This window comes from Actinomadura sp. NPDC048394 (genome assembly GCF_040651755.1).
GTDB classification, from domain to species: domain Bacteria; phylum Actinomycetota; class Actinomycetes; order Streptosporangiales; family Streptosporangiaceae; genus Spirillospora; species Spirillospora montaniterrae.
The window spans coordinates 47021-67371 of sequence record NZ_JBEZJL010000002.1; the positions used below are offsets into that span (position 1 = coordinate 47021).

Genomic DNA, 20351 nt, shown 5'->3' on the forward strand with positions numbered 1-20351 from the left:
GGCGGCCTTCCGGTGCTATGCGGGGGGTCGGAGCCGGACGTACGGCTCGGGGATGCGGTCGGCGTCGTCGAACACCAGCGTCAGGTGGAGCCCGAGGTGGCCCGTCCCGGCCTCCTCGGCTCCGGCGGACAGCGCCTGCCGGCGCAGGTCCATCGTCCGCCGGGGCAGCCTCATCAGATCGGCGGCGAGCAGGTCCTTGACCTCCCGCGCGAACCGGGCGGGGTCGCGGCCGTCCCGGCACCAGGCGATCACCGGGGTTCCCGACAGCAGCCCGACCCAGTGCTCGTCCGGCTCGTCGGCCGCCGCCCACGGCGGGAACGCCAGCGCGAGGACGGCCGGGTCCGACAGCTTGGAGAACAGCTCCTCCTGGTCGTACTCGCCGCGCCGCGTGACCAGGCAGACGGGCGCGTCCGCCGGGCTGCCGCGCAGCATCGACCACTTGTGCCGCCAGTCCTGGTGGACGGCGGCGAGCCGCATCCGGTCGAGGCTGCGCACCACCACCGGGTACTTGATCCCGATGCGGTGCTCGAACCCCGCGATCTTGATCTTGGAGTCCTCGACGGGGTGGTCGAGCAGCCGGCGCGGCAGCACGAACTCGACGGTGAGGTCGGGGGTGGGCCGGTCGAGCACCGAGGTCTCCGCGGTGAGCAGCCGCTCCAGCAGCTCGGGGATCCGGCTGAGCGGCAGCGCCTCGTCGCTGCACTGCAGAGTGCTGCCGGGTTCGCGGTCGACCTGCAGCCACGCCGTGACCAGGTACCGGTCCGGCTCCAGCGCGTCCGGCGTGCACGCGATGATCAGGTACGTCTCGGACGGCTCGGGCCGCGCCCGCGCCTCGACCTCGGCGTTCTGCCGCCGATAGAGAGCGGCGTCCACGCCCTGGACCACCGCCTGCCGGCGCACCCAGTCCCGGATGGCGGGCGCCGCCGGCGGCGCCGCGGACCGGGCCAGGTCGTCGGCGAAGATCAACAGCGGCGGCACCCCGTCGGGCCCGGCGGGGATCTCCTCGAGCAGCGCGACGACGTCGTGGAGGTCGCGCATCTCCCGGTCCAGCAGCGGCCACGCGGGCCCGACGGCCCGCCGGTAAAGCACGGGGAACCGGCCGAGATGGGTCAGCCCCGTGTCGAAGCGCTCCAAGGAGGTCATCAGCTGGTGCAGTTCCCGCCGCGCCTCCTGCCCGAGCCACGGTTCGGGGATCAGCTCGCGGACGAGGTCGCGCAACGCCGCGACGGAAAGGCTGTTCTTGTAGAACCGCTCCAGATTCCGCACTAGCGCCTGCGCGGCCCCCGGATAATTCAGCAGGACGTCGACCAGCGCCCACACGTCGAGCCGGTCCTGGTCGTGGTGCTCGAAGGGGAGCCGGTGTCCGAGATCGCGCTCCAGGGCCGCCAGAAGCACCTCGCGCGCCCGCCTGGCCCTCATCCCGTCGATCCGCAGGATCGCCTCGACGAGCCGATGCTGATCATCGACGTGCAGCGACGTGACCAAACGCTCCGCCTCCGACCGAACGGTGCCGAAAAGAACGCCTGCCGTTTCCGATGCGGGAAGCCTACCTCCGCACCGCCCACCGGAAGGGCCCCGCTCCGCCAACTCGGAAGCGACCGGAACAGGACGCCCGCAATGCGTCACCGAACACAATGCGCCCGGCCCGGAAGTGATGGCCGCCCAGCGGCCGAAGGCTAGCGGTCCTTACCCGCCGGGACCGCCGCGGCACCGACGGCCAGAGTCCCTCCCGCTAGGGCCGGCTCGCGCCGCCTCGCGCGCCGGCGCCCTCGCCCGAGAACCGGCCTCGGTAGCACCGACCATACGGCGACCAAGGCCAGCAGGAACAGCACGACGAGGAGCGTCGGTTCCCCCGCGGGACTCGGTCTCCGCAGCAGGCATAAGACCGCGGCGACGATCCCGAGGAACGTTCCGGCGACGAGAAAGGCCGTCGGGCGGGGGCCGAAGAATTTGATCACATAACCGCTGGCGGAGGCTCCTAGGGTCACCGCCCCCGTCGTCAGGAACTGCAGGACGCCCTCCACCCGGCCCAGCACCTCTTTCGGAATGGCCTTGCTCTGGTGCACCGCGAGAGCCACATTGATGTAGGCGCCCATGAAACTGCAGGCCCCCCATGCGCACATCCCGAACACCGGGTTACCCGTCATGGCGACGATCAGCACGAACGGGAACCAGGCCGCCACGCACCACTTGACCGTCGCCTGCGGCCTGAAGCGCCGCACGATCCTGGGCGCCGTGATCGCGCCCAGGAAGCCGCTGATCCCCGACGTCGCGAGAAGCGAGCCGATGACCGACCCGGAGAGGTGACTGCGCTCCGCCTCGACGACGAGCAGCAGGATGACGATCTGGAAGCCGATGTTGGCGACGGCGCAGACGATGATCGACGAAAAGAGGAAACGGTCGCGGCTGATCCAGCGGAACCCTTCCTTGAAATAGGGGGTCATCCTTCTCATCGGCCTTCTGAGCCCCGATCCCCGCGTCGGTTCGAAGGATTGGAGATGCTTCGTCCGCAGCATGCGGAGGGAAACAAAGGAGACGAAGGAGGTCACCGCGTCCAGCACATAGGGAAAGGCGTGGCCCAACGAGAAGAGCAGCCCTCCGACCGGCCGCCCGAGGACCAGGGCCAGATGGTGCCGCGCCTCGCTCTTGCCCATCGCGTTCTCGGCCTCGCCGTCCGGCACCACGTGCCGCACGGCGGCGAGTTCGGCGATCCGGAAGAAGACCGCGCAGGAGCCGTCCACCACCGCGGCGACGACGAGGAACGGCCAGGGCTCGGGGGCGGTGAAGAGGGCGGCGAACAGCACGACGGAGTTGAGCACCCGGATCAGCTGGCTGCGCTGCATGATCCGGCGCCGGTCGCAGCGGTCGGCGATCAGCCCGGCGGGCAGATGCAGGAACAGGCCGGGCAGCGTGCTCGCGGCCGACACCCAGCCCGCCACGATCGGCGAGTCCGTCAGCGCCAGCGCCAGCAGCGGATTGGCCGCGGCCGCTCCGAGCGTGCCGAGCTGCGAGAACGCCGATCCGCCCATCAGCAGGGTGAAATCGCGGCGCCACACGCGGTCCTGCGCCTCTTTCGGCTCCCCGGTCCGGGAGTCCTCAGCCCCGCCGCCGCCCCGCACGTCCGGTTCGGGTGGGGCGGTGCTCACCTCTGACTCTCCTTGCTCCGACCGTGGTCACCGTCCGAGCGCTCCGCTGCTCCGACGTCTTATCATATTGCCCAGCCAGATTGCGAACTAAAGTCAAAGCTGAGCATACAATTTTGCCAGGACTCGCCAAAGAAACCCGGTTCATCCGCTTTACCGGCGACCGGATTCAGTCGCGCAGGGATCCTAGCAGCAGACATATGCATCTCCGTAGAGGGGAGCTAGGAGTATCGGAAAGCGGACAAGAGCTTAGCGAATGATGCATGGGCCGCATACGTCTAATTCACCGCTAAAACGGGACGAACGTGAGCTTGTACTTAAAGCTCAGCGTTCGTCACAGCGAGGCACGATCGCTCCCAGATAACACCCGCCGCGAAGGGCCCGATGGCGAATGCCTACGCGGTTCCGGTCAGGGCGCGCTTGGCGATGAGGGCCTCGCGGTTGCGGCTGTCGTGGCCGAGGACGTCCTCGAACACCGCGCGGGCGGCACGCGTCCGCCCGGACCGCCAGAGTGCCTGCCCGAGCGCCGTCTGGATCGACAGTTCGTGCGGCAGCCGGCTCGCCGCGGCCTGGAGCTGCCGCACGGCCTCACCGGCGTCGCTCGCCAGGAGGATCCGGCCGACCGCGGCCAGGAGCCAGCCGACCGCGGCGTTGTCCGGAACGGCCTCGCAGATCGTGGCGGCCTCCTTGTACCGCGCTATCGCCGTCGGAGGGTCCCCATGCTCGTAAGCGATGTCGCCGAGGAAGGTGGTCGCAGCGGCGAGGACCTTCATGTCGCCTTCGCCGCAGGCGCGGACGGCCGCCTCCGCGTGCCGCCGCGCGAGTTCCGGATCGCCGTCGAGAAGCGCCAGCCGCGCCTGGTGCAGCCGTATCGAGGGCCCGGGGCGCCTGATGGGGACCGCCCCGCCGTCGAGCTTCCCGATCGGCTCGATAAGCCGGGGATGCTGCAGTTCGAAGCACCGGTCCTTGTCACGGAGGCGCGCTCGGATGAGGTGACTGTCCTGCACCGCGTCGACGACCGCCTTGGGAACGTCCTCGTACAGCCGCGACTCGGAAACTCCCGCGCGCCCCCACGGCCCGACGAACACGCCGCGGAACCAGGACAGGACGTTCGCCGCCCGGAGGCTCTGATCAGCGGCGATCGTGACCAGGCTGTGCGCGCAGTACTCCCCGAGAACCCGGTTGACCTCGCCGCGCAGCCGCTCCGATGAGATCTCGGTGTCCGCGGGCAGGTCCTCCCAGAGGCGGGCGCAGACGAGCCGGAGCAGCGCGGGCTCCACCCGCGAGGTGGTCTGCACACCGCCCGCCATGCGGACCGTCCGCAACTCCCGTACCAGCGCGTCGGCAAGGCCCCCGCTACTCCGTCCGGACGTGCGCAACAGCACGTCCGCCGCTTCGCGCGCCGCCTCGGGCGTCAGCGGCTCCAGGGAGCACGTCGCCGGCGACTCCTGCCCCAGCCGGCCGGCGAGTTCGAGCGCCTCGTCGACCGCGTCGTCGCGGACGACCAGGAGCAGATGCAGGTCCGGCTCCTCCTTCATGACCGCCGTCAGGTCGTCGAGGAGCTCGCGGCGGTCCCGCTCATGCCGGGGCGAGGGCCGCAGCAGCCCTTCCACCCCGTCGACGGCGGCGAGCGCGGGAAGCCGGCTGCCGAACCGGTCCACCCGGCGGTGCTTGCGGAGGAACGTCCCGATCGGCAGTTCGGAGATCTGCACCGGTGACGCCCGCTCGTACCACGACGCGAGCACGGCGAGCCGGAAATGGTTGTACTCAGGCAGCGCCGCCACCGGGAACGCCGGCCGGTACGCGATGTGCGCGACGGGCAGCACGTTCGCACCCTGCTCCCGCAGCTGCGGCACGACGCCCGCGCGCAACAGCGAGGTCTTGCCGACGCCGGCGGCGCCGTGGAGCACGGTGAGCCGGTTCTCCGCCCACTTCTCCCGGACCTCGCGCGCCTCCGGCTCCCTGCCGCGGAAGACGTCCCGGTCCACTTCGTCGAGCGCGTGCCCACCCGCATGCGGACCCGGTGAGCCGGAGGGAGAGTGCGCGATCATCATTCCGTCCCATAGCAGGCACCCGTGGAAAGATGTGCCGGCAAGCTCACCCGAGCGTAGCGCACGGCCGACTGAATGGACCCGGTAATGCACCGATGGCCGTCGCCGTCGCCCCGTCTCGACTATGCCCTGGTCGTTCCCGTCTTCCCGCTCGGACGCCTTGACATCTTGTTGTCGAATCCGGCCCTTGCGTTACCCGGCTTCGACAGTTCCAATCCGATTCGCCGCATCCCCGGAGAGAGATCGGAAGCGGTGGCGACCTCCAGGGCCTCGCGAGCGAAGCCGAATGAGCGGTTCTGCATCCGTACCTCCTCCGTACTGGTGCCGCGGAGGCCCCGCCGGCGCGTTCCCTCCGGGCACCGCAAGATGATCGGTCCCATCGTCTCAAAAACCGGCTTGCGGCACCAGAGCGGCGCCACCTGCGGCGCCCTCCATTCGGTCGGCCGACAAGTGCGATATAACGACGTCCGAAAACAGGTCGCCGATCAACGTGTCACCTGACACAGACTGGTACGAGCAGCTTCAATACACTATCTTCATTGACGGAATTACTTGACCACGACGTGATGCGGCGTGTCCGGTGGGGGCGCGGGCGTGGCGCAGGGGGATCGAGTGACCAACGCACAGCCGGATTCATCGTTCGCCACGGATCGCGTACCCCAGATCTGGGGCAAGGTCCCTCCGCGGAACAAGAACTTCACCGGCCGGACGGATCTGCTCGAGCGACTACGCGGAGGCCTGGCCAACCGGGTCACGGCGGTCGTTCCGCACGCGCTGCACGGTCTCGGCGGTGTCGGCAAGACCCAGATGGCGGTCGAATACGCCTACCGGTACAGATCCGAATACGACCTCGTGTGGTGGATCCCCGCCGACCAGCCCGTCCTGGTGCGCTCCTCGCTCGCCAGCCTCGCGCAGCCCCTCGGCCTCCCCTCGGCCTCCGTGAGCGGTGTCGAGGACGCGGCCAACGCCGTCCTGGACGCGCTGCGCCGCGGCGAGCCCTATACCAACTGGCTGCTGATCTTCGACAACGCCGACGAGCCTGAGGAGTTGACCGAGACGCTCCCGCAAGGCCCCGGCCACGTCCTGATCACCTCGCGGAACCACCGCTGGGCGGGCGTCGTCGACGCGGTCCCGATCGACGTCTTCACCCGCGAGGAGAGCATCGAGTTCCTCACCCGCCGGGTCCCCCGCGGCATCAGCGCGGAGAACGCCGACAGGCTCGCGGAGGAACTGGGCGACCTCCCCCTCGCCTTGGAGCAGGCGGGTGCGCTTCACGCGGAGACCGGGATCGCGGTATCGGACTACCTGCAGCTTCTGGGCGAGCGCACGAGCCAGCTGCTCTCCCAGGGAAAGCCGACCGAATACCCGGTGTCGATGACGGCAGCATGGGCCCTTTCGGTCGCCAGTCTCGAAGAAAAGATGCCCGAGGCCCTGGAACTCTTGCGCTATTGCGCGTTCTTCGGTCCCGAGCCGATCCCGCGAGACGCCCTGAGCAAGGCCGTGCCCGGGCTCAGCCCAGGCCTTTCGACCCTGATCAGCGACCCCATCCGGCTGAGCCGGGCCATCGGTGAACTGGGACGCTTCGCTCTGGCACGCCTCGACCTCCCCGCACGGACCATTCAGGTCCACCGGCTGATCCAGGCGCTCGTCCGCGATGAATTGTCGGAGGCGGAGCAAGGCCGCCTCCGCCACGAGGTCCACCTGCTGCTGGCCGAATACACCAAGTCGGACCCGAACGACGCCGCGAACTGGCCGAAGTACCTGAACGCCCTCGGCCACTTCGAGCCGGCCGGGGTCGCGCAATGCCAGGACCCGGTGGTGCGCAATCTCTCCCTCGACCTCATCACCTACCTCTACACGTCCGGAGACTACGGCTCCGCGCGCAATTTCGTGCAGTCCTTCCTCGAGGAATGGACCGTCTCGTCCGGCGCCGACCACGAGAACGTCCTCAGGCTCCACGTGGAAATGGGCAACCTCCTCCGCGAACTCGGCCAGTACCCGGACGCCACCGAGCGCGGCCTGCAGACGCTGGACGTGGCCGAGAAGACGCTCGGCCCCGACCACGACACGACCCTGCGCGCCCTGCGCGGGCGAGCCACCGACCTGCGGTCGAGCGGTGACTTCCAGCAGGCCTTCGAAAGCGACCAGGAGGCGCTGCGCCGGATCGAGGCCAAGTCGAGCGAAAAGAGCTTTTCCCTCTGGCGCGCCATCAACAGCGTCGCGCTCGACTATGGACTTCAGAGCGACTACGCGAGCGCCCGAACCCTTCTCGAGAACGTCTTCCGGGAAGTGCTCATGGCTGGCGGCCAAGCCACGGACCCGAGTTCCTATGTGAACATGTACACCGGGCTGGCACGGGCGGTCCGGCTCAGCGGGGACTTCTCCGAAGCCTGCGACCTCGGTGAGGACGCCTACGCGTTCAGCGTCGAGAGCCTGGGCCCGGACCATCCCTGGACGCTGCGCACCGGCAAGGACCTGTCCATCGCCTGGCGCCGCGCGGGCGACTACGACCGGGCGCTGGAGATCGCGGAGGACATCCATCAGCGCTACGTGCGGGCTTTCGGCGTCGGGCACCCGGACACCTTGGCGGCCGCCACCTGCCTGGCGAACATCCGCCGCACCATGGGCGAGTTCCAGGACGCCCTGACCCTCGCCGAGGACACCGTCCGCCGCTATCCGCGGATCTATCCCGCCGAGCACCCGTACTACCACGCCTGCTCGGGGAACCTGGCGATCCTGCAGCGGGTCACCGGCGACGTGGCCCAGGCCCGCAAGACGAACGAGAAGGCGCTGACGGGCCTGGAGTTCAAGCTGACGCGCGATCACCACTACTCCCTGACCGTGGCGCTCAACCTGTCCAGCGACCTCGCGGAACTGGGCGAGATGGAGTCGGCGCACAAACTCTGCTCCGGCACCATGCGCCGGCTGCGCGCCCTTCTGGGCGACGAGCACCCGCTGACGCTGTCGGCCGCCGCGAACACCGTGGCCAACCTGCGCGCCCTCGGCCAGGACGAGGAGGCCGACGCGCTGTTCACCGAGACCGAGCAGGGCTACCGCCACACCCTCACGCTCGAGCACCCGGACGCCCAGGTCTTCCTGGAGGGACGCAGGCTCGACGCGGACTTCGACCCGCCGCCGATCTAGGAAGGGAACGGATCACGCCACCGGGAGCGCCGGCCGTGCGGCCGTGCCCTCCAGGTCGCGGCTGAGGATGTCGCGGATGTGGGTGATCAGTTTCAGGAGGTCGTGGCAGTACACCGACGGGTTGCGGAATCCGGTGCCCGACTTGTACCGGTGCGGGTACAGGCCCGCGCCGCACACCTCGTGCGCGTCGCAGGCCAGGCACTGCGCCGACAGCGCCTGGCGGCCGATCTGCCGGGCGGCGACGGACGGCAGCGACAGCACGGTGTCGAACGGGTCGCGGGACACGTGCAGCCGGGTGCCCGCGGCTCCGTCGTAGACGGACTTCAGCGAGTCGACCTGCTCGATCTCGCCGTTGGTCTCCACCACGGCGACGGCCACCGGGGACAGTCCCACCGCCTCGCTGGCGGACATGCGCCCGAACAGCAGCCGGATGATCTCGCTGAACAGCCGGATCCGCACCTGGTCGGCCTCGCGTTCGTACCAGCGGTCGAAGATGGCGATGAGCCAGTCCCCGTACGGCGTCGACTCGTCCGGGTGACGGCCCGGAGGCGGGGTGTCCCAGTTCCCGTGCGGGAGCAGGAAGTCCATCTCCGGGGGCCCGAACTCCAGCAGCGCCTCGTAGGTGGCGATCGGGTCGTTGCGCAGTTCGATCGTGCTGAGCAGGCCGCCGAACAGATGCCGGTACCGGGGTTCGGTCAGCCGCTGCAGGCCCGTCCGGACGTCCTGGTAGCTGCCTCGCCCGTTCGCGCGCCGCCGGTGCCGGTCGTGGCCCTCCTCGTCGCCGTCGACGCTCACGCCCACGCTGACGCCGTGCTCGGCGAACAGGTCGAGGAACATCTCGTCGAGCAGGACGCCGTTGGTCTGGACGCTGAAGCCGGCGCGCACGTCGGGCTCGCAGGCGGCGCGGATCGTCTCGACGGCGTGCCGCAGATGCTCGACGCCCGCGAGGAGGGGTTCGCCGCCGTGCAGGACGACCTCGACCTCGGGCAGCAGGTTCATCCGGGCGTGCTCGGCGATGCGCTCCGCCGCCCACCCGACGACCTGCCGCGACATCCGCCGGGGCTGCCGCCGCCAGCCCTGGTCGGCCATCTCGTACATGTAGCAGTAGTCGCAGGCGAGGTTGCACCTGCTGTGCACCTTGAGGATGAAGTCGCGGATCGGGGTCGGCCGCCAGCCGCGTTCGAGGAGCGCGCGCACGTCCAGTGCACCCGGCCACTCGATCTCGCGGCCGGGTTCGTCCCTGCGGACGCCCACGCTTGCCGACCTCCTAGATGAGACCAAGACGCGGCGCTGCGCTTGTATTTTGTACTGGTATATCGGGCTTACATGATCAATAAACGCGATCAACTCTCGTTCGTCAAGGCCCACCGCTCGTGGTCCCGCCACGCACCGCCGATCTTGATGTACGCGGGCGAGAACCCCTCCCGGCGGAAGCCGAGCCGCTCCACCAGCCGCAGGGACTCGGCGTTCCCCGGCTGGATGTCGGCCTCCACCCGGTGCAGCCCCAGCCGATCGAAGGCGTACCGGACGGCCAGCGCGACGCCCTCGGTCATGTAGCCCCGCCCGGCGTGCGGCAGGAACGCCGCATAGCCCAGCACACCCCGCTGGTACGACCCGCGGACGATCTCGTTGATGTTCACCATGCCCGCGAGGTCCCCGCCGTCGCGCAGGCAGACGACCATCCCCACCGCGGTCGCCTCGTCGAACCGCGCGAGGTACGCCGCGAACTCCTCCGCGGACCGCGGCAGCGAGACCCACGGCCCGTGCAGCGCCGTGCTCGCCTTCACCAGTTCGAGGAACCGGGACTCGTCCTCCGCCCGCACCCGCCGCAACAGGACCCGGGTGCCCACCGTCAGCTCCACGCCCACCCGCGAAATCTACGCCACCCCGGGCACTTCGCCCTCGTCCTCCCCCGGAACCCGGGGCGGGGCGGCCGGGACCGGCGCAAGCCCGGCCGGAATCGGCGCAAGCCCGGCCGGGACCGGCGCAAGCCCGCCGGGAGCGGCGCAAGCCCGGCCGGGAGGCAGGCGAGCCGGGCCCGGCCGACGCTCTGCGGGTCCGAGAAGGTCAGTGCGCCAACGCGCGGGTGTGGAGGGCGGTGACGGCCTGGCGGGCGGAGAGGATGGCGCCGTGCTGCCAGGCGTCCATGTAGGAGAGCCAGTCGCCCGCGTAGAGGACGCGGCCGGTGGGCGCGGTCAGCGGCTTGAGGACGGGGGCGTCGGGGGTCCAGCCGGGGAGGTTGTGCCAGGCGCCTTCGATGTGCGGGATGTAGCGCCACGACTGGGAGAAGGACGAGGCGAGTTCTGTCCGGTACTTGGCGCCGTAGATGCGTTCGCCGAGGGTGACGGCGCGTTCCTGGCGCTGTCGCGGGGTCATCTTGCCGTACTTGTCGGCGGTCTCGTCGTAGTTGTAGTAGCCGACGATGACGCCCCGCCTCTCGTGGAAGCCGTGGGAGGGGTGCCAGACATGCGTGAGGTCGAGGTCGGTCTCGGTGATGCCGCCGTAGATGCGGTGGTCGGTCTCCCACCACCGGCTGCGGTACTCCAGTCCGATCTTGCTGGCGGAGGCGGGGGTGATGGCCCGCAGGGCCGCCTGGACGTCGTCGCCGAGGTTGTGCGGGAGCCCGGCCAGCAGGTGCGGGGGCATCGCGGCGATGCAGTAGTCGGCGTCCAGGGTCTTCTGGCGGCCCGCGGCGTCGGTGTAGTGGACGGTCACGCCGTCCGGCCGCTGCACGAGACGGGAGGCGGCGCAACCCAGCTTGACCTTGCCGGGGCCGATGGCGCGCGTCAGCGCCCTGGGGATCTGGTCCATGCCGCCGACCGGCTGGAACATCAGCATCGCCTGGTCGTACTCGAACTCGAAGGAGAAGTAGCGTCCGACGGCCGACGCGAACACGTCGGAGACATCGGGAACCGAGCCCAGCGGCGTGCCGGGCTGACCCGCCGCGCCGGGGTAGACGCCGAAGCCGCGGTTGGTGCCGCCCTTGTAGGCGTAGCCGTCGGACTTGCCGCCGATCTGGCCCCAGTCCTCCAGGAACGACAGCAGCGCGGCGCGGTCGTCGCCGGTGAGCTCGGCGTCCAAGGCGCCGCTGCCGGCGGCCTTGGCGAGCAGCTCGCTCACGTAACCGTAGACGTCCGCCTTGGCCGTCCTGTAGCGCATGGGGTGCCCGGGCTTCATGCCGGAGGACTCGTTGTAGATGTAGGCGTCGGCGTTGACGTTGGTGAACACCTCGATCGGGACGCCGAGTTCCCTGCAGTAGTCGAGCGTGACCATCCACTGGGCGAGCCTCGCGGGACCCGCGTTGAGGTACTGCCCTTCGCCGAAGCGGGCGACCTGCTTGTTGCCGAACAGGTCGGTCTGCTCGGTGCCGCCGCGCACCGTGAAGTTGCGGCCGCCTGTCCGGTCGCGTGGTTCCAGGATCGTGCAGCGGTATCCGGCCTTGCCGAGTTCGTAGGCGGAGACGAGGCCGGCGATGCCGCCGCCGAGGATGACGACGCTGGCGGCGCTGCGCCCGGTGAGGTGGAAGTCGGCGGGGCTGAGGGGCCGGAAGGGCGGTGTGGCCGCGGTGGCCTCGGCCGGTGCGAGGCCGAGCACCCCCATGGCCGCGAACATCGTGCCGGCACCGCCCGTCAGCCCCACCGCGCGCAGGAAGCCCCTGCGCGTCTGCCCGTGCCGCGTCCGCTGGATCTGTGCCAAGGCGCATCTCCCCACATGAAGATCGTTCCGTCGATGCGCCGACGATCTTCATTTTGGAACGTTTCGGGCGGAGTGCTCCCCTGTGAACTTCATGTGTCCTGGCCCCGCGAACACGAACGGCCCGACCGCGGCGGAACGGAAATCGCGGAGATCCGCCCTCCCGCGGGTTTCCAAGCCCTCTTTCATCCCGACCGGCGATCGCCGCCCGCAGAGGAGATGCCGCGGCCAGAATGTCGTCACTTCTATGGCAAACGTCAGGTTTGCCACAGACAGATCGCCGCCGTTGGCTTCATATCAGTACGTGGAGCTGATTTCTGAGACGGAGTTCCCCGCGTCGTACCGCGCCGCCGATCGCCATGCGCAGGTGGGGCAGCAGAGACTTCTGACGGCGACCGGGGTCAGGCTGGTCGCGCTCGTCTCGGCGGCGGTCTTCGGCGCCCTGAGCCTCAAGAGCGGCCGGGTGGACCTTGCCGCCTTCGGCGCCGCCACTGCGCTGATCGTGGCGCTGGTGACCGATGTCTATCTGCTGACCGTCCGGCCGGACCGGCACTGGTACGCGGCCCGCGCCATGGCGGAGTCCGTCAAGTCGCTGGCCTGGCGCTACCTGGTGGGCGGGCGTCCCTTCGCACGAGGGAGCGAAGACGGGCATCACGCCGACGAACTGCTCTTGCGCCGGTTCGGCAGCATCACCGATGCCCTCCGAGGCGTCGTCGTGGCGCCGCCACCCGAAGGCGGCCTGCAGATCACCGGCGCGATGCGGCAGTTGAGGGCGATGTCGCTGGACGAGAGGCGGCACGCCTACACGATGGGCCGGATCAACGACCAGCGGTCCTGGTACGCCTCCCGAGCGCTGCTGAACGAGCGCAGAGCCGCCCGGTGGTCGGTCGTGCTGGCCGTCGCGGAGGCCATCGGGCTCGTCTGCGCGGTGCTGAAGGTGGCGCAGGTGACCAACATCGACCTGGCAGGAGTGGCCGGTGGGCTGGCCGCCGCCGGTGTGGCCTGGCTGCAGACCCGGCAGCATCACCAGCTGGCCAGCGCCTATGCGGTCGCCGCCCAGGAACTGGCCGACATCGCCTCGCGCGTGGACTGGCCCGAGACCGAAGTGGAGTGGGCGCACTTCGTCGACGAGGCGGAGGAGGCGATCTCCCGTGAGCACACTCTCTGGTGGGCATCGCACAGTTGAGGCCGACCGGGCGGGACGAGACGGCGGAAGGGCGGTGACGGCATGCGCGTCGCCGTGACCGGCCATCGGGACCTGACCGCACGGTCCGCCCTAGCGGTGGAGGCGTGGATCCGGGATCTGCTCGGTTCGCACGCTCCAGGGCTGGTGGGAGTCTCCTGCCTCGCGGAGGGCGCCGACCAGATCTTCGCGCGCGTCGTCCTCGACCTCGGCGGCACGCTGGAGGCCGTGGTCTGCGCCGCGGACCGCCGCCGTGCCCTCCCGGCGACGGCGAGGGACCTTTACGACCGGCTGCTCGGCGCGGCCGCCCGGATACGCCGGCTCCCCTTCGCCGAATCCACGTCTCACGCCCATGAGGCGGCGAACCTCGTCATGCTGGAGGCGGTGGACGAACTCATCGCGGTCTGGGACGGCCGGCCTGCGCGGGGACGGGGCGGTACGGCGGAGGTGGTCGGCGAGGCCCGGCGGCGAGGCATCCCGGTCAGGCTGGTCTGGCCACCAGGCTCGGCGCGTTCTTCCGCGTACGGCCGCGCGGCAATCGACCGGTTCGTGACCAATTCGTACGCTGCCGGGAAATGAGATATCGGGGTACGCTGGTAACGCTGAACGGGCACGGCATGGCGTGTCGCGCACCCCCGCGCCGAACCGAAAGGCAGGGAGAGCCTTGGATCGCACCAGAGTTTTTCTCGCCTGGTCCCAGCAGGTCTCCGAGGAGAGCGCGCTGAACAAGGCGCTCGATATGGTGCGAAAGCAGCTCGGCGAGCGCGAATACGTTGTCTACGACTGGAGTCAGCAGCAACATATCCGCAATATCGGCGCGGAAATAGAGAACCAGCTGCACCAGTGCGATCTGGTGATCCTGGAGGGCTCGTCGGGTCGCCCCAACCTGGCGTTCGAGGTCGGTTTCGCGCGGCGTGCCGACATCCCGGTCATCATCCTGAAGCAGGAGGGCACCGACGCGCTTCCCGAGGATTTCGGGGCGCCCAAGTACCTGCAGTATCCGAAGGACGCGAGCTGGGAAGCGAACTTCAAGCGGTTCGAAGCGGATCTGCGCAGGCTGCTGGACACGCTGGAGAGCGGAGTGCTCAGCCCGGGACATCGGGACCTGCGCCGGGCGCGGGCCGAGTTCCACCACTGCGTGCAGCAGATACTGGACACCTATCCCGGCGATCACGCCCACCTGCATCTGATGGACGGGCTGCTCAAGGCGATGGCGGGCGGGATCCGCGAGGGCGGGCAGTCGATCATCACCGCGCATCCCGACTACTACGTGCGGATGTTCAACGCCCTGCAGAAGCGGGCCGGCGTCCGCGTCAAGGCGATCGCCGACCTCACCGACGACATCGAGCCGTTCTGGAGGTCCAGCAAGCCGGACCTGACCACCCCGGTGGGCGAGCGCGTCTTCCTCGTCGACTGGCGGCTGTTCTTCGAGCGCGAGGCGGAGCTGTCCCGCTACATCGACACCTGGCGCAAGGAGCTCCTGCGGCACAAGGACTACAAGATCTTCGTCGCCACCAAGGACGACATCGACCCGCGTGCCCGGCATCCGTTCAGCACCGAGACGGTCGGCCTGAACCTGCTGCTCATCGAGGACGACGCCACCTTCGGCGGCTACCGCCGGAGCCGGGACTCGGGCGAGCAGGAGGTGTTCATCGTGGAGCACGACGAACACCGCTGTGAGAACGCGCGGGTCTTCTACAACGCGGTGGTGGAGGGCGCGGTCCGGTTCGAGTCGGCCGACGACTTCGTCACCCTGAAGCGCAAATGGCTCGGCAAGCACCGGATCGGCCAATGGGACCTGGCCTGGAACCAGCAGACCGAGCGGCGGCCGCCGGCCTATTTCGACCGCTACGACCAGCACGTTCGCTGCTGGATACCGCTCTACAACGAGCTGATCTCCGAATGCGCGGCGGCGGTGGCCCGCGAGATCCTGCATATCCGGCAGGGCACCGGAAAGCCCGTGGACCTGCTGGAGATCGGCCACGGAACCGGCAGCCTGACCGCGTTGATCCTGCCCTGGATCAAGCATCTCAGCGAGCCCTCCGAAGCCCTCGGCGACCTTCCGCCGGTCGGCCACTACTACGCGGTGGACCGTGCCGAGCAGATGCACAACATCGCCCGGGAGTACTTGGGCGACGACGTGAACGCGCGGGTCCACCTGCTCAAGCAGATCGCCTGGCAGGGTGTGCGCGATGATCTGCAACACGATGTCATCTTCGGCTCCCTGGTGACGCATTTCATGCTCGATCGCGATGCCGGACGGGTGAGCGCGGACACCTTCTTCAAGGAATGCCTGCGCAGGCTGCGGCCCGGCGGGAGCCTGGTCTTCTCCGACTCCTTCGGCATCGACGAGAGTTCGGGGATGACGCCGGAGGACGCCGCCAGGCAATGGCGGGACGCCATGATCGCGCACGGCCTGACGGACGACTACGCCAACGGGTTCATCAGCGGGAATCCCGACATGATCGGCGCCTTCTCGTGCGAGGAGCTCAGGGAGGTCGCCGCCGAGAACGGCCTGGTCCCGGTGGGCGAGCGGTCGATCGGCGCCATGCCGTTCTTCAAGGTCATGGCCTTCCGATGGCCCGCTCAGGGCGCCGGAGCGGCCGCCGTCCCGGCGACGTAGCCGAGGGCCAGTGCCCGGGCCGTGGCGGCCACGGCCTCGTCGGGCGGCAGGAAGTCGGGCTGGTGCAGCGGGACCGGCTCGAATCCCGGCGCGCCGCGGAGGCCCACGAAGATCATGAGTGCCGGGCAGACGGCCCGGTAGTGCGCGAAATCGTCGCCACCGCAGGAGCGCCACGGAGGAGCGAGCCGGAAACCGGTGCCGGCGGCCAGGGATCGAGCGGCCCGCGCCAGGCCTTCGTCGTTGACGAGCGCGGGTTCGGTCTTGGGGAACGTCATCGCGGCCGTGCAGCCGTGCGCGCCGGCGATATGGGACGTCATCCGCGTCACCGCGTCCCGCAGCCTGTCCTGGTCGCGCTCGTCGAGCGCACGGAAGGTGAGCCTGGCCTCGGCATGGTCGGGGATGATGTTCTCCGCCGAGCCCGCCCGGATGCTGCCGACCGTCAGCGTCGCCGCCCTGGTCGGGTCCACCCGGCGTCCGACCAGCCCGTTCAGCCCGACCACCAGGTGCGCGAGCGCCAGCACGGGATCGGCGGCCTGGTGCGGGTAGGCGGCATGGCCGCCCGCGCCCTCGATCACGATGTGCACGGCGTCGGCGGCGGCGTTGACGGCGCCCGGCTCGATCCCGACGCCTCCCCAGGGCAGCTCCGGATGGACGTGCGCCGCGATCGCGGCTCGGACGCCGGCCGTCAGGTCCGGCTCCTGGACGAGCGCGAGCGCCCCGGAGGGATGGCGCTCCTCGCTGGGCTGGAAGACCGCGGTGAGCCTGGCCGGCAGAGCGTCGCGCATCCGGTGGGCGGCGCGCACCAGAGCGACCAGCGCCGCGATATGGACGTCGTGGCCGCAGGCGTGCATGGTTTCGCCGGTGGCGGCGTACGGGACCCCGGTGCGTTCCCTGATCTCCAGGCCGTCGAGTTCGGCCCGCACCCAGACCGCGTCGAGAGCCGGGTCGCCGACCGACACCAGCCGTCCCGTTCCGGCGAAGCCCCGTCCCGGGACGGGAAGAGCAGCGTCGACGAGCGCGGCCGTGGCGTGCTCTCGCAATCCGAGTTCCGGGACGCCGTGGAGCCTATGCCGCAGTTCGACGGCACCGGGAAGTTCCCCGTCCAGAAGTCTCAGCAGTTCCCGAAGCGTGTCGGCACCGGGCAGAGGCAGACCAGAAGAACCGTCGGCGGCCATGTCACGTTGCCCCATCGCTTGGCTCTGGATGCCCAGGATCTCAGGCACGCCGAGGCCTGCCAAGTGCCCCGTCGGCTCGTCTCAGGTCCCTTCGGCTCCCGGCGACCTGACATGCGCGGCCTCGGACGAACGCGAACGGCCCGACCGGAACAGAGCGTTCCGATCGGGCCGTCAGCATGGTGGAGGTGGCGGGAATCGAACCCGCGTCCTTCGGTGAAGAGCTAGGGCTTCTCCGGGTGCAGCCTGCTTGACGCTTTCTCAGTCCCGGCGCTCACGCAGGCGTGTCGCCGACGGACTCAGTCGCTGTTGGTTTTCCCTACCGGCCCCGCGACCGGACTGGTAGGTGGAGTCTCCTTACGATGCCAGACCCCGGTTCGGAGACGCTACCGGGCTGACAGAGTTCGCTCCTCGCTCAGGCGGCGAGGGCGAACTCGGACTGCTTCTTGTTGGCAGTTATTGGTTTGCTGTCACAGGATTAACGAGGTCACGACAGCAACCCTCGACCCGCTTCCCCTGGCTCGAACGACCGAAGTCGAAGCCGGTCACCCCCATGTTGAGTTGTCAAAGCGGCCGCCGCAGGACGTCCGCACGATGACGTTACAAGGATAACGCCCGCCGGAGCAACGTCATTCCCCGCAGGGGCCCGGACATGCAGGAACCCCGGTGGCGTGACCGAGTCGCGCCACCGGGGTCGACCGGCAGGGTCAGGCCGGTCCGGACGGCAGAGCCTCCCCCGAGACGAGGCTCTGGTCTCATCACTGCGACTGAGTCCGCAACCCCCCAAGCGGTTTCTCAGTCACCCGGGAAGACGCAGCCGGACCCCGGGACGGTTGCGTCCCGCCGGGCAAAGAGATCACAAAGTCCCGGCGGGGCCGCTCAGCCTGCGCTACCGGTCCTGGCCTTGGCGGGGATGCCGCGCAGGAACGTGGCCGCCACCTGGGACGCCGAGACGGGCCCCTCGATGGCGATGGCGAACGCGAGCTCGCCGGCGGAGCCGACGAACCAGGAGACCGTCTTCTGCTTGCCGCCCTCGGCGTACTGGGCGGTCGCCGCGGTGCCGGCGACGTCGCCGGTGACGTGGGCGGCCTGCGCGACGCCCTTGGAGGCGGTGCGGCCCAGCACGGTCGTCAGGTTGGCGACGGGGTCCGACGGCAGGTTCTGCGCCGGGACGTCGGCGGCCTTGGGCGGGTCCGTGAGCAGGTAGGGCGACCGCCAGGTGCCGGCCCGGGCGGCGCCCGCCACCAGGGCCATGCCGAGCGGGCTGACCTCGACGCCCTCGCCGACCATCGCGGCGGCCTTGGCGCCCTCGCTGGTCAGCGGCGGCAGGGACCCCGTGAACGCCGGGACGGAGACGCCCCACCCGCGGCCGATGCCGAACTGGGCCGCCTCGGCCTGCAGGGCACGCGCGTCGATCTTGCTGCTCAGCTGGGCGAGGGTGGTCCGGCAGCCGAGGGCGAAGGTGTTGGCGAAGGACGTGTCGGCGTGGGCCTTGTTGGTGAACGTCTTGCCGCCGACGGTCACGCTGGCGGGGCACGAGGTCTTGGTGTTCTGCTTCATGCCGCCCTGCGCGAACAGCGCCTCGGCGGACACGATCCCGAACGCCGTGCCGGGCTGGTAGTGGGCCTCGAAGGCGCGGTTCTCGCCGCCCGTGGCGTGGTTGGAGACCGCGACGACCTGGCCCGTGTTCGGGCGCAGCGCCACCAGGGACGCGGGATAGCGCAGCCCCTTGAGCGCGTTGTCGGCCTTCTTCTGCACGGTCGGGTCGAGGGTGGTGGAGACCGGCTGCGGGGCCGCCCCGGGCCAGGTCTTCAGCACCTGGGTGGCCTTGCCGGTGGAGTCCTGCGCGACGACGCTGACGCTGGGGGTCCCGGCGAGGCGGCGCTGCTGGAGGAGCTGGACGCCGCTGACGCCGATGGTGTCGCCCGGCTGGTAGGGGGCGCCGACCTGCTGGAGGAGGTCCGCGGTGGCGGGCCCGAGCTCGCCGACCAGCTCCGGCGCGTAGTTCGGGGCGCTCGGCGCCTTGATGGCGTTGATCTTCAGCCCGGGGACCTGCTTCAGCCGCTGGGCCAGCGCGCTCTGCTCCGGGTACCGCAGGGTCAGCAGCGACAGGAACTTCTGCGGCGGGGCCGAGCGGACCCGGCCGAGCAGCCGCTCGGAGTCCAGCCGCCGGCCGCCGCCGAACTTGGCCACCTTGGCGAGCTGGTCGATGGTGGCCTGCGCGTCGGCGAGGTGCCCGGGGACCACCCCGATGTCGTAGGAGTACACCTCGTGCAGCATGCTGCGGCCCGTGCCGTCCTCGATCGGGGCGCGCTTCGGCACGTCGGAGACCACGGCGAGGCGCTGCCCGGGGCCGAGCTGCGGGTTGATGATCGACGGGTTCCAGACGACCTTCCACTTGCCGCCGATCCGGCGCAGGTGCATGTGTCCGAGGTACTCCCAGGGCTGCCCGTTCTCGCCGAGGTCGATCTTCACCGAGAACCGCGCGTCGGCGTCGTCGCCGTTCTTGGCGATCGCCTTGACCTTGGCGTCGTCGACGCGGCCCTGGTCGTCGGAGACGCCGAGGGACAGCCGCAGCGAGGCCGCGTCCAGCTGGGCGCGGACGGCGCCGAGCGCGGACGCGACCGCCTTGCGGTCGGTGCCGACGGTCTTCTTCGCGGCGGCCGGGTAGTTGCCGACCTGCCAGGCGATCAGGAAGTCGCGGACGGCGGGCATCGCGGACGGCTCCGCCCAGCAGCCCGTCGTCATCGTCGCGACGAGGGCCCCGCAGGCCGCCAGCGAGACGGCGCGGCGGCGCACGGTCCGGCTCCCGCGCGGGAGCCGCCTCGACACGCGGGCGGCTCGGCCTCGGTTGGTCATCGACACCCTTACCGTCTCCTGAACCGGGCGGCCGCCGCCTTCTGCATCTCCCGGTCGGCTTCCCGCTTGGCGATGGCCTGGCGTTTGTCGTAGGCCTTCTTACCACGGGCCAGGCCGATCTCGACCTTGGCCTTACCGTCCTTGAAGTACAGCGCCAGCGGGATCAGCGTCCAGCCCGGCTCGGACGACTTGGCGATGATCTTGCCGATCTCGCGCCGGTGCAGCAGCAGCTTGCGGCGGCGGCGCGGGGCGTGGTTGGTCCAGGTGCCCTGCGTGTACTCGGGGATGTGCACGTTCTCCAGCCACACCTCGCCGTCCATCACGTGGGCGTAGCCGTCGGCGAGCGAGGCGCGGCCGGCGCGCAGCGCCTTGACCTCGGTGCCCATCAGCACCATGCCCGCCTCCCACGTGTCGTCGATGTGGTAGTCGTAGCGGGCACGCTTGTTCTGGGCGATGAGCTTGCGCCCTGTGTCGCGTGGCACT

Annotated in this window: 13 protein-coding genes and 1 other RNA gene; 4 read left to right on the plus strand and 10 right to left on the minus strand. The window is 69.9% G+C overall.

What is annotated here, in order from left to right; translation table 11 throughout:
* Positions 1 to 15: 15 nt before the first annotated feature.
* From AB0C78_RS01535 to AB0C78_RS01545, 3 genes are all read right to left on the minus strand, one after another.
* Entirely contained in the window at positions 16 to 1485 is a 1470-nt protein-coding gene (locus AB0C78_RS01535) for a hypothetical protein (RefSeq protein ID WP_360740529.1), read from the minus strand.
* Between the two features lie 191 nt (positions 1486 to 1676).
* Positions 1677 to 3146 carry an MFS transporter gene (locus AB0C78_RS01540; RefSeq protein ID WP_360740531.1) on the minus strand — a complete coding sequence of 490 codons (1470 nt, stop codon included), beginning with the start codon at positions 3144 to 3146 and terminating at the stop codon, positions 1677 to 1679.
* A gap of 392 nt (positions 3147 to 3538) precedes the next feature.
* On the minus strand, positions 3539 to 5197 hold the full coding sequence (locus tag AB0C78_RS01545) for a hypothetical protein (RefSeq protein ID WP_360740533.1): 1659 nt from the start codon (positions 5195 to 5197) through the stop codon (positions 3539 to 3541).
* A 591-nt stretch (positions 5198 to 5788) separates the two neighbouring features.
* On the opposite strand from AB0C78_RS01545, the gene fxsT reads away from it, so the two are divergent.
* Complete coding sequence (gene fxsT / locus AB0C78_RS01550) at positions 5789 to 8338, plus strand: FxSxx-COOH system tetratricopeptide repeat protein (RefSeq protein ID WP_360740535.1); 2550 nt, start codon at positions 5789 to 5791, stop codon at positions 8336 to 8338.
* A gap of 12 nt (positions 8339 to 8350) precedes the next feature.
* On the opposite strand, the gene AB0C78_RS01555 is transcribed toward fxsT, so the two are convergent.
* The 3 genes from AB0C78_RS01555 to AB0C78_RS01565 form a co-directional block, all read right to left on the minus strand.
* Positions 8351 to 9592, minus strand: coding sequence for an FxsB family cyclophane-forming radical SAM/SPASM peptide maturase (locus AB0C78_RS01555; RefSeq protein ID WP_360740537.1), 1242 nt, complete (start codon positions 9590 to 9592; stop codon positions 8351 to 8353).
* 89 nt (positions 9593 to 9681) lie between these two features.
* Positions 9682 to 10206, minus strand: coding sequence for a GNAT family protein (locus AB0C78_RS01560; protein ID WP_360740539.1), 525 nt, complete (start codon positions 10204 to 10206; stop codon positions 9682 to 9684).
* A gap of 199 nt (positions 10207 to 10405) precedes the next feature.
* The gene (locus tag AB0C78_RS01565) at positions 10406 to 12034 is read right to left on the minus strand and encodes a flavin monoamine oxidase family protein (RefSeq protein ID WP_360740541.1); all 1629 of its coding nucleotides are present in this window, start codon (positions 12032 to 12034) and stop codon (positions 10406 to 10408) included.
* A 301-nt stretch (positions 12035 to 12335) separates the two neighbouring features.
* On the opposite strand from AB0C78_RS01565, the gene AB0C78_RS01570 reads away from it, so the two are divergent.
* The 3 genes from AB0C78_RS01570 to AB0C78_RS01580 all read left to right on the plus strand — a co-directional run bounded on the left by AB0C78_RS01570 (position 12336) and on the right by AB0C78_RS01580 (position 15837).
* Positions 12336 to 13217, plus strand: coding sequence for a DUF4231 domain-containing protein (locus tag AB0C78_RS01570; RefSeq protein WP_360740543.1), 882 nt, complete (start codon positions 12336 to 12338; stop codon positions 13215 to 13217).
* 42 nt (positions 13218 to 13259) lie between these two features.
* The gene (locus AB0C78_RS01575) at positions 13260 to 13793 is read left to right on the plus strand and encodes a hypothetical protein (protein WP_360740545.1); all 534 of its coding nucleotides are present in this window, start codon (positions 13260 to 13262) and stop codon (positions 13791 to 13793) included.
* A gap of 85 nt (positions 13794 to 13878) precedes the next feature.
* On the plus strand, positions 13879 to 15837 hold the full coding sequence (locus AB0C78_RS01580; RefSeq protein ID WP_360740547.1) for a methyltransferase domain-containing protein: 1959 nt from the start codon (positions 13879 to 13881) through the stop codon (positions 15835 to 15837).
* Here the strand turns inward: AB0C78_RS01580 and AB0C78_RS01585 are convergent.
* The 4 genes from AB0C78_RS01585 to smpB all read right to left on the minus strand — a co-directional run bounded on the left by AB0C78_RS01585 (position 15801) and on the right by smpB (position 20350).
* Complete coding sequence (locus AB0C78_RS01585) at positions 15801 to 17027, minus strand: amidohydrolase (protein ID WP_360740549.1); 1227 nt, start codon at positions 17025 to 17027, stop codon at positions 15801 to 15803. The genes AB0C78_RS01580 and AB0C78_RS01585 overlap by 37 nt on opposite strands.
* A gap of 162 nt (positions 17028 to 17189) precedes the next feature.
* Positions 17190 to 17562: a transfer-messenger RNA gene (ssrA, locus tag AB0C78_RS01590) on the minus strand.
* A gap of 326 nt (positions 17563 to 17888) precedes the next feature.
* Positions 17889 to 19868 (minus strand): penicillin-binding transpeptidase domain-containing protein, encoded by a 1980-nt coding sequence (locus tag AB0C78_RS01595; protein WP_360740551.1) that lies wholly within the window; start codon positions 19866 to 19868, stop codon positions 17889 to 17891.
* An 8-nt stretch (positions 19869 to 19876) separates the two neighbouring features.
* On the minus strand, positions 19877 to 20350 hold the full coding sequence (smpB, locus tag AB0C78_RS01600; protein WP_151541267.1) for an SsrA-binding protein SmpB: 474 nt from the start codon (positions 20348 to 20350) through the stop codon (positions 19877 to 19879).
* Between the last annotated feature and the right edge of the window lies 1 nt (position 20351).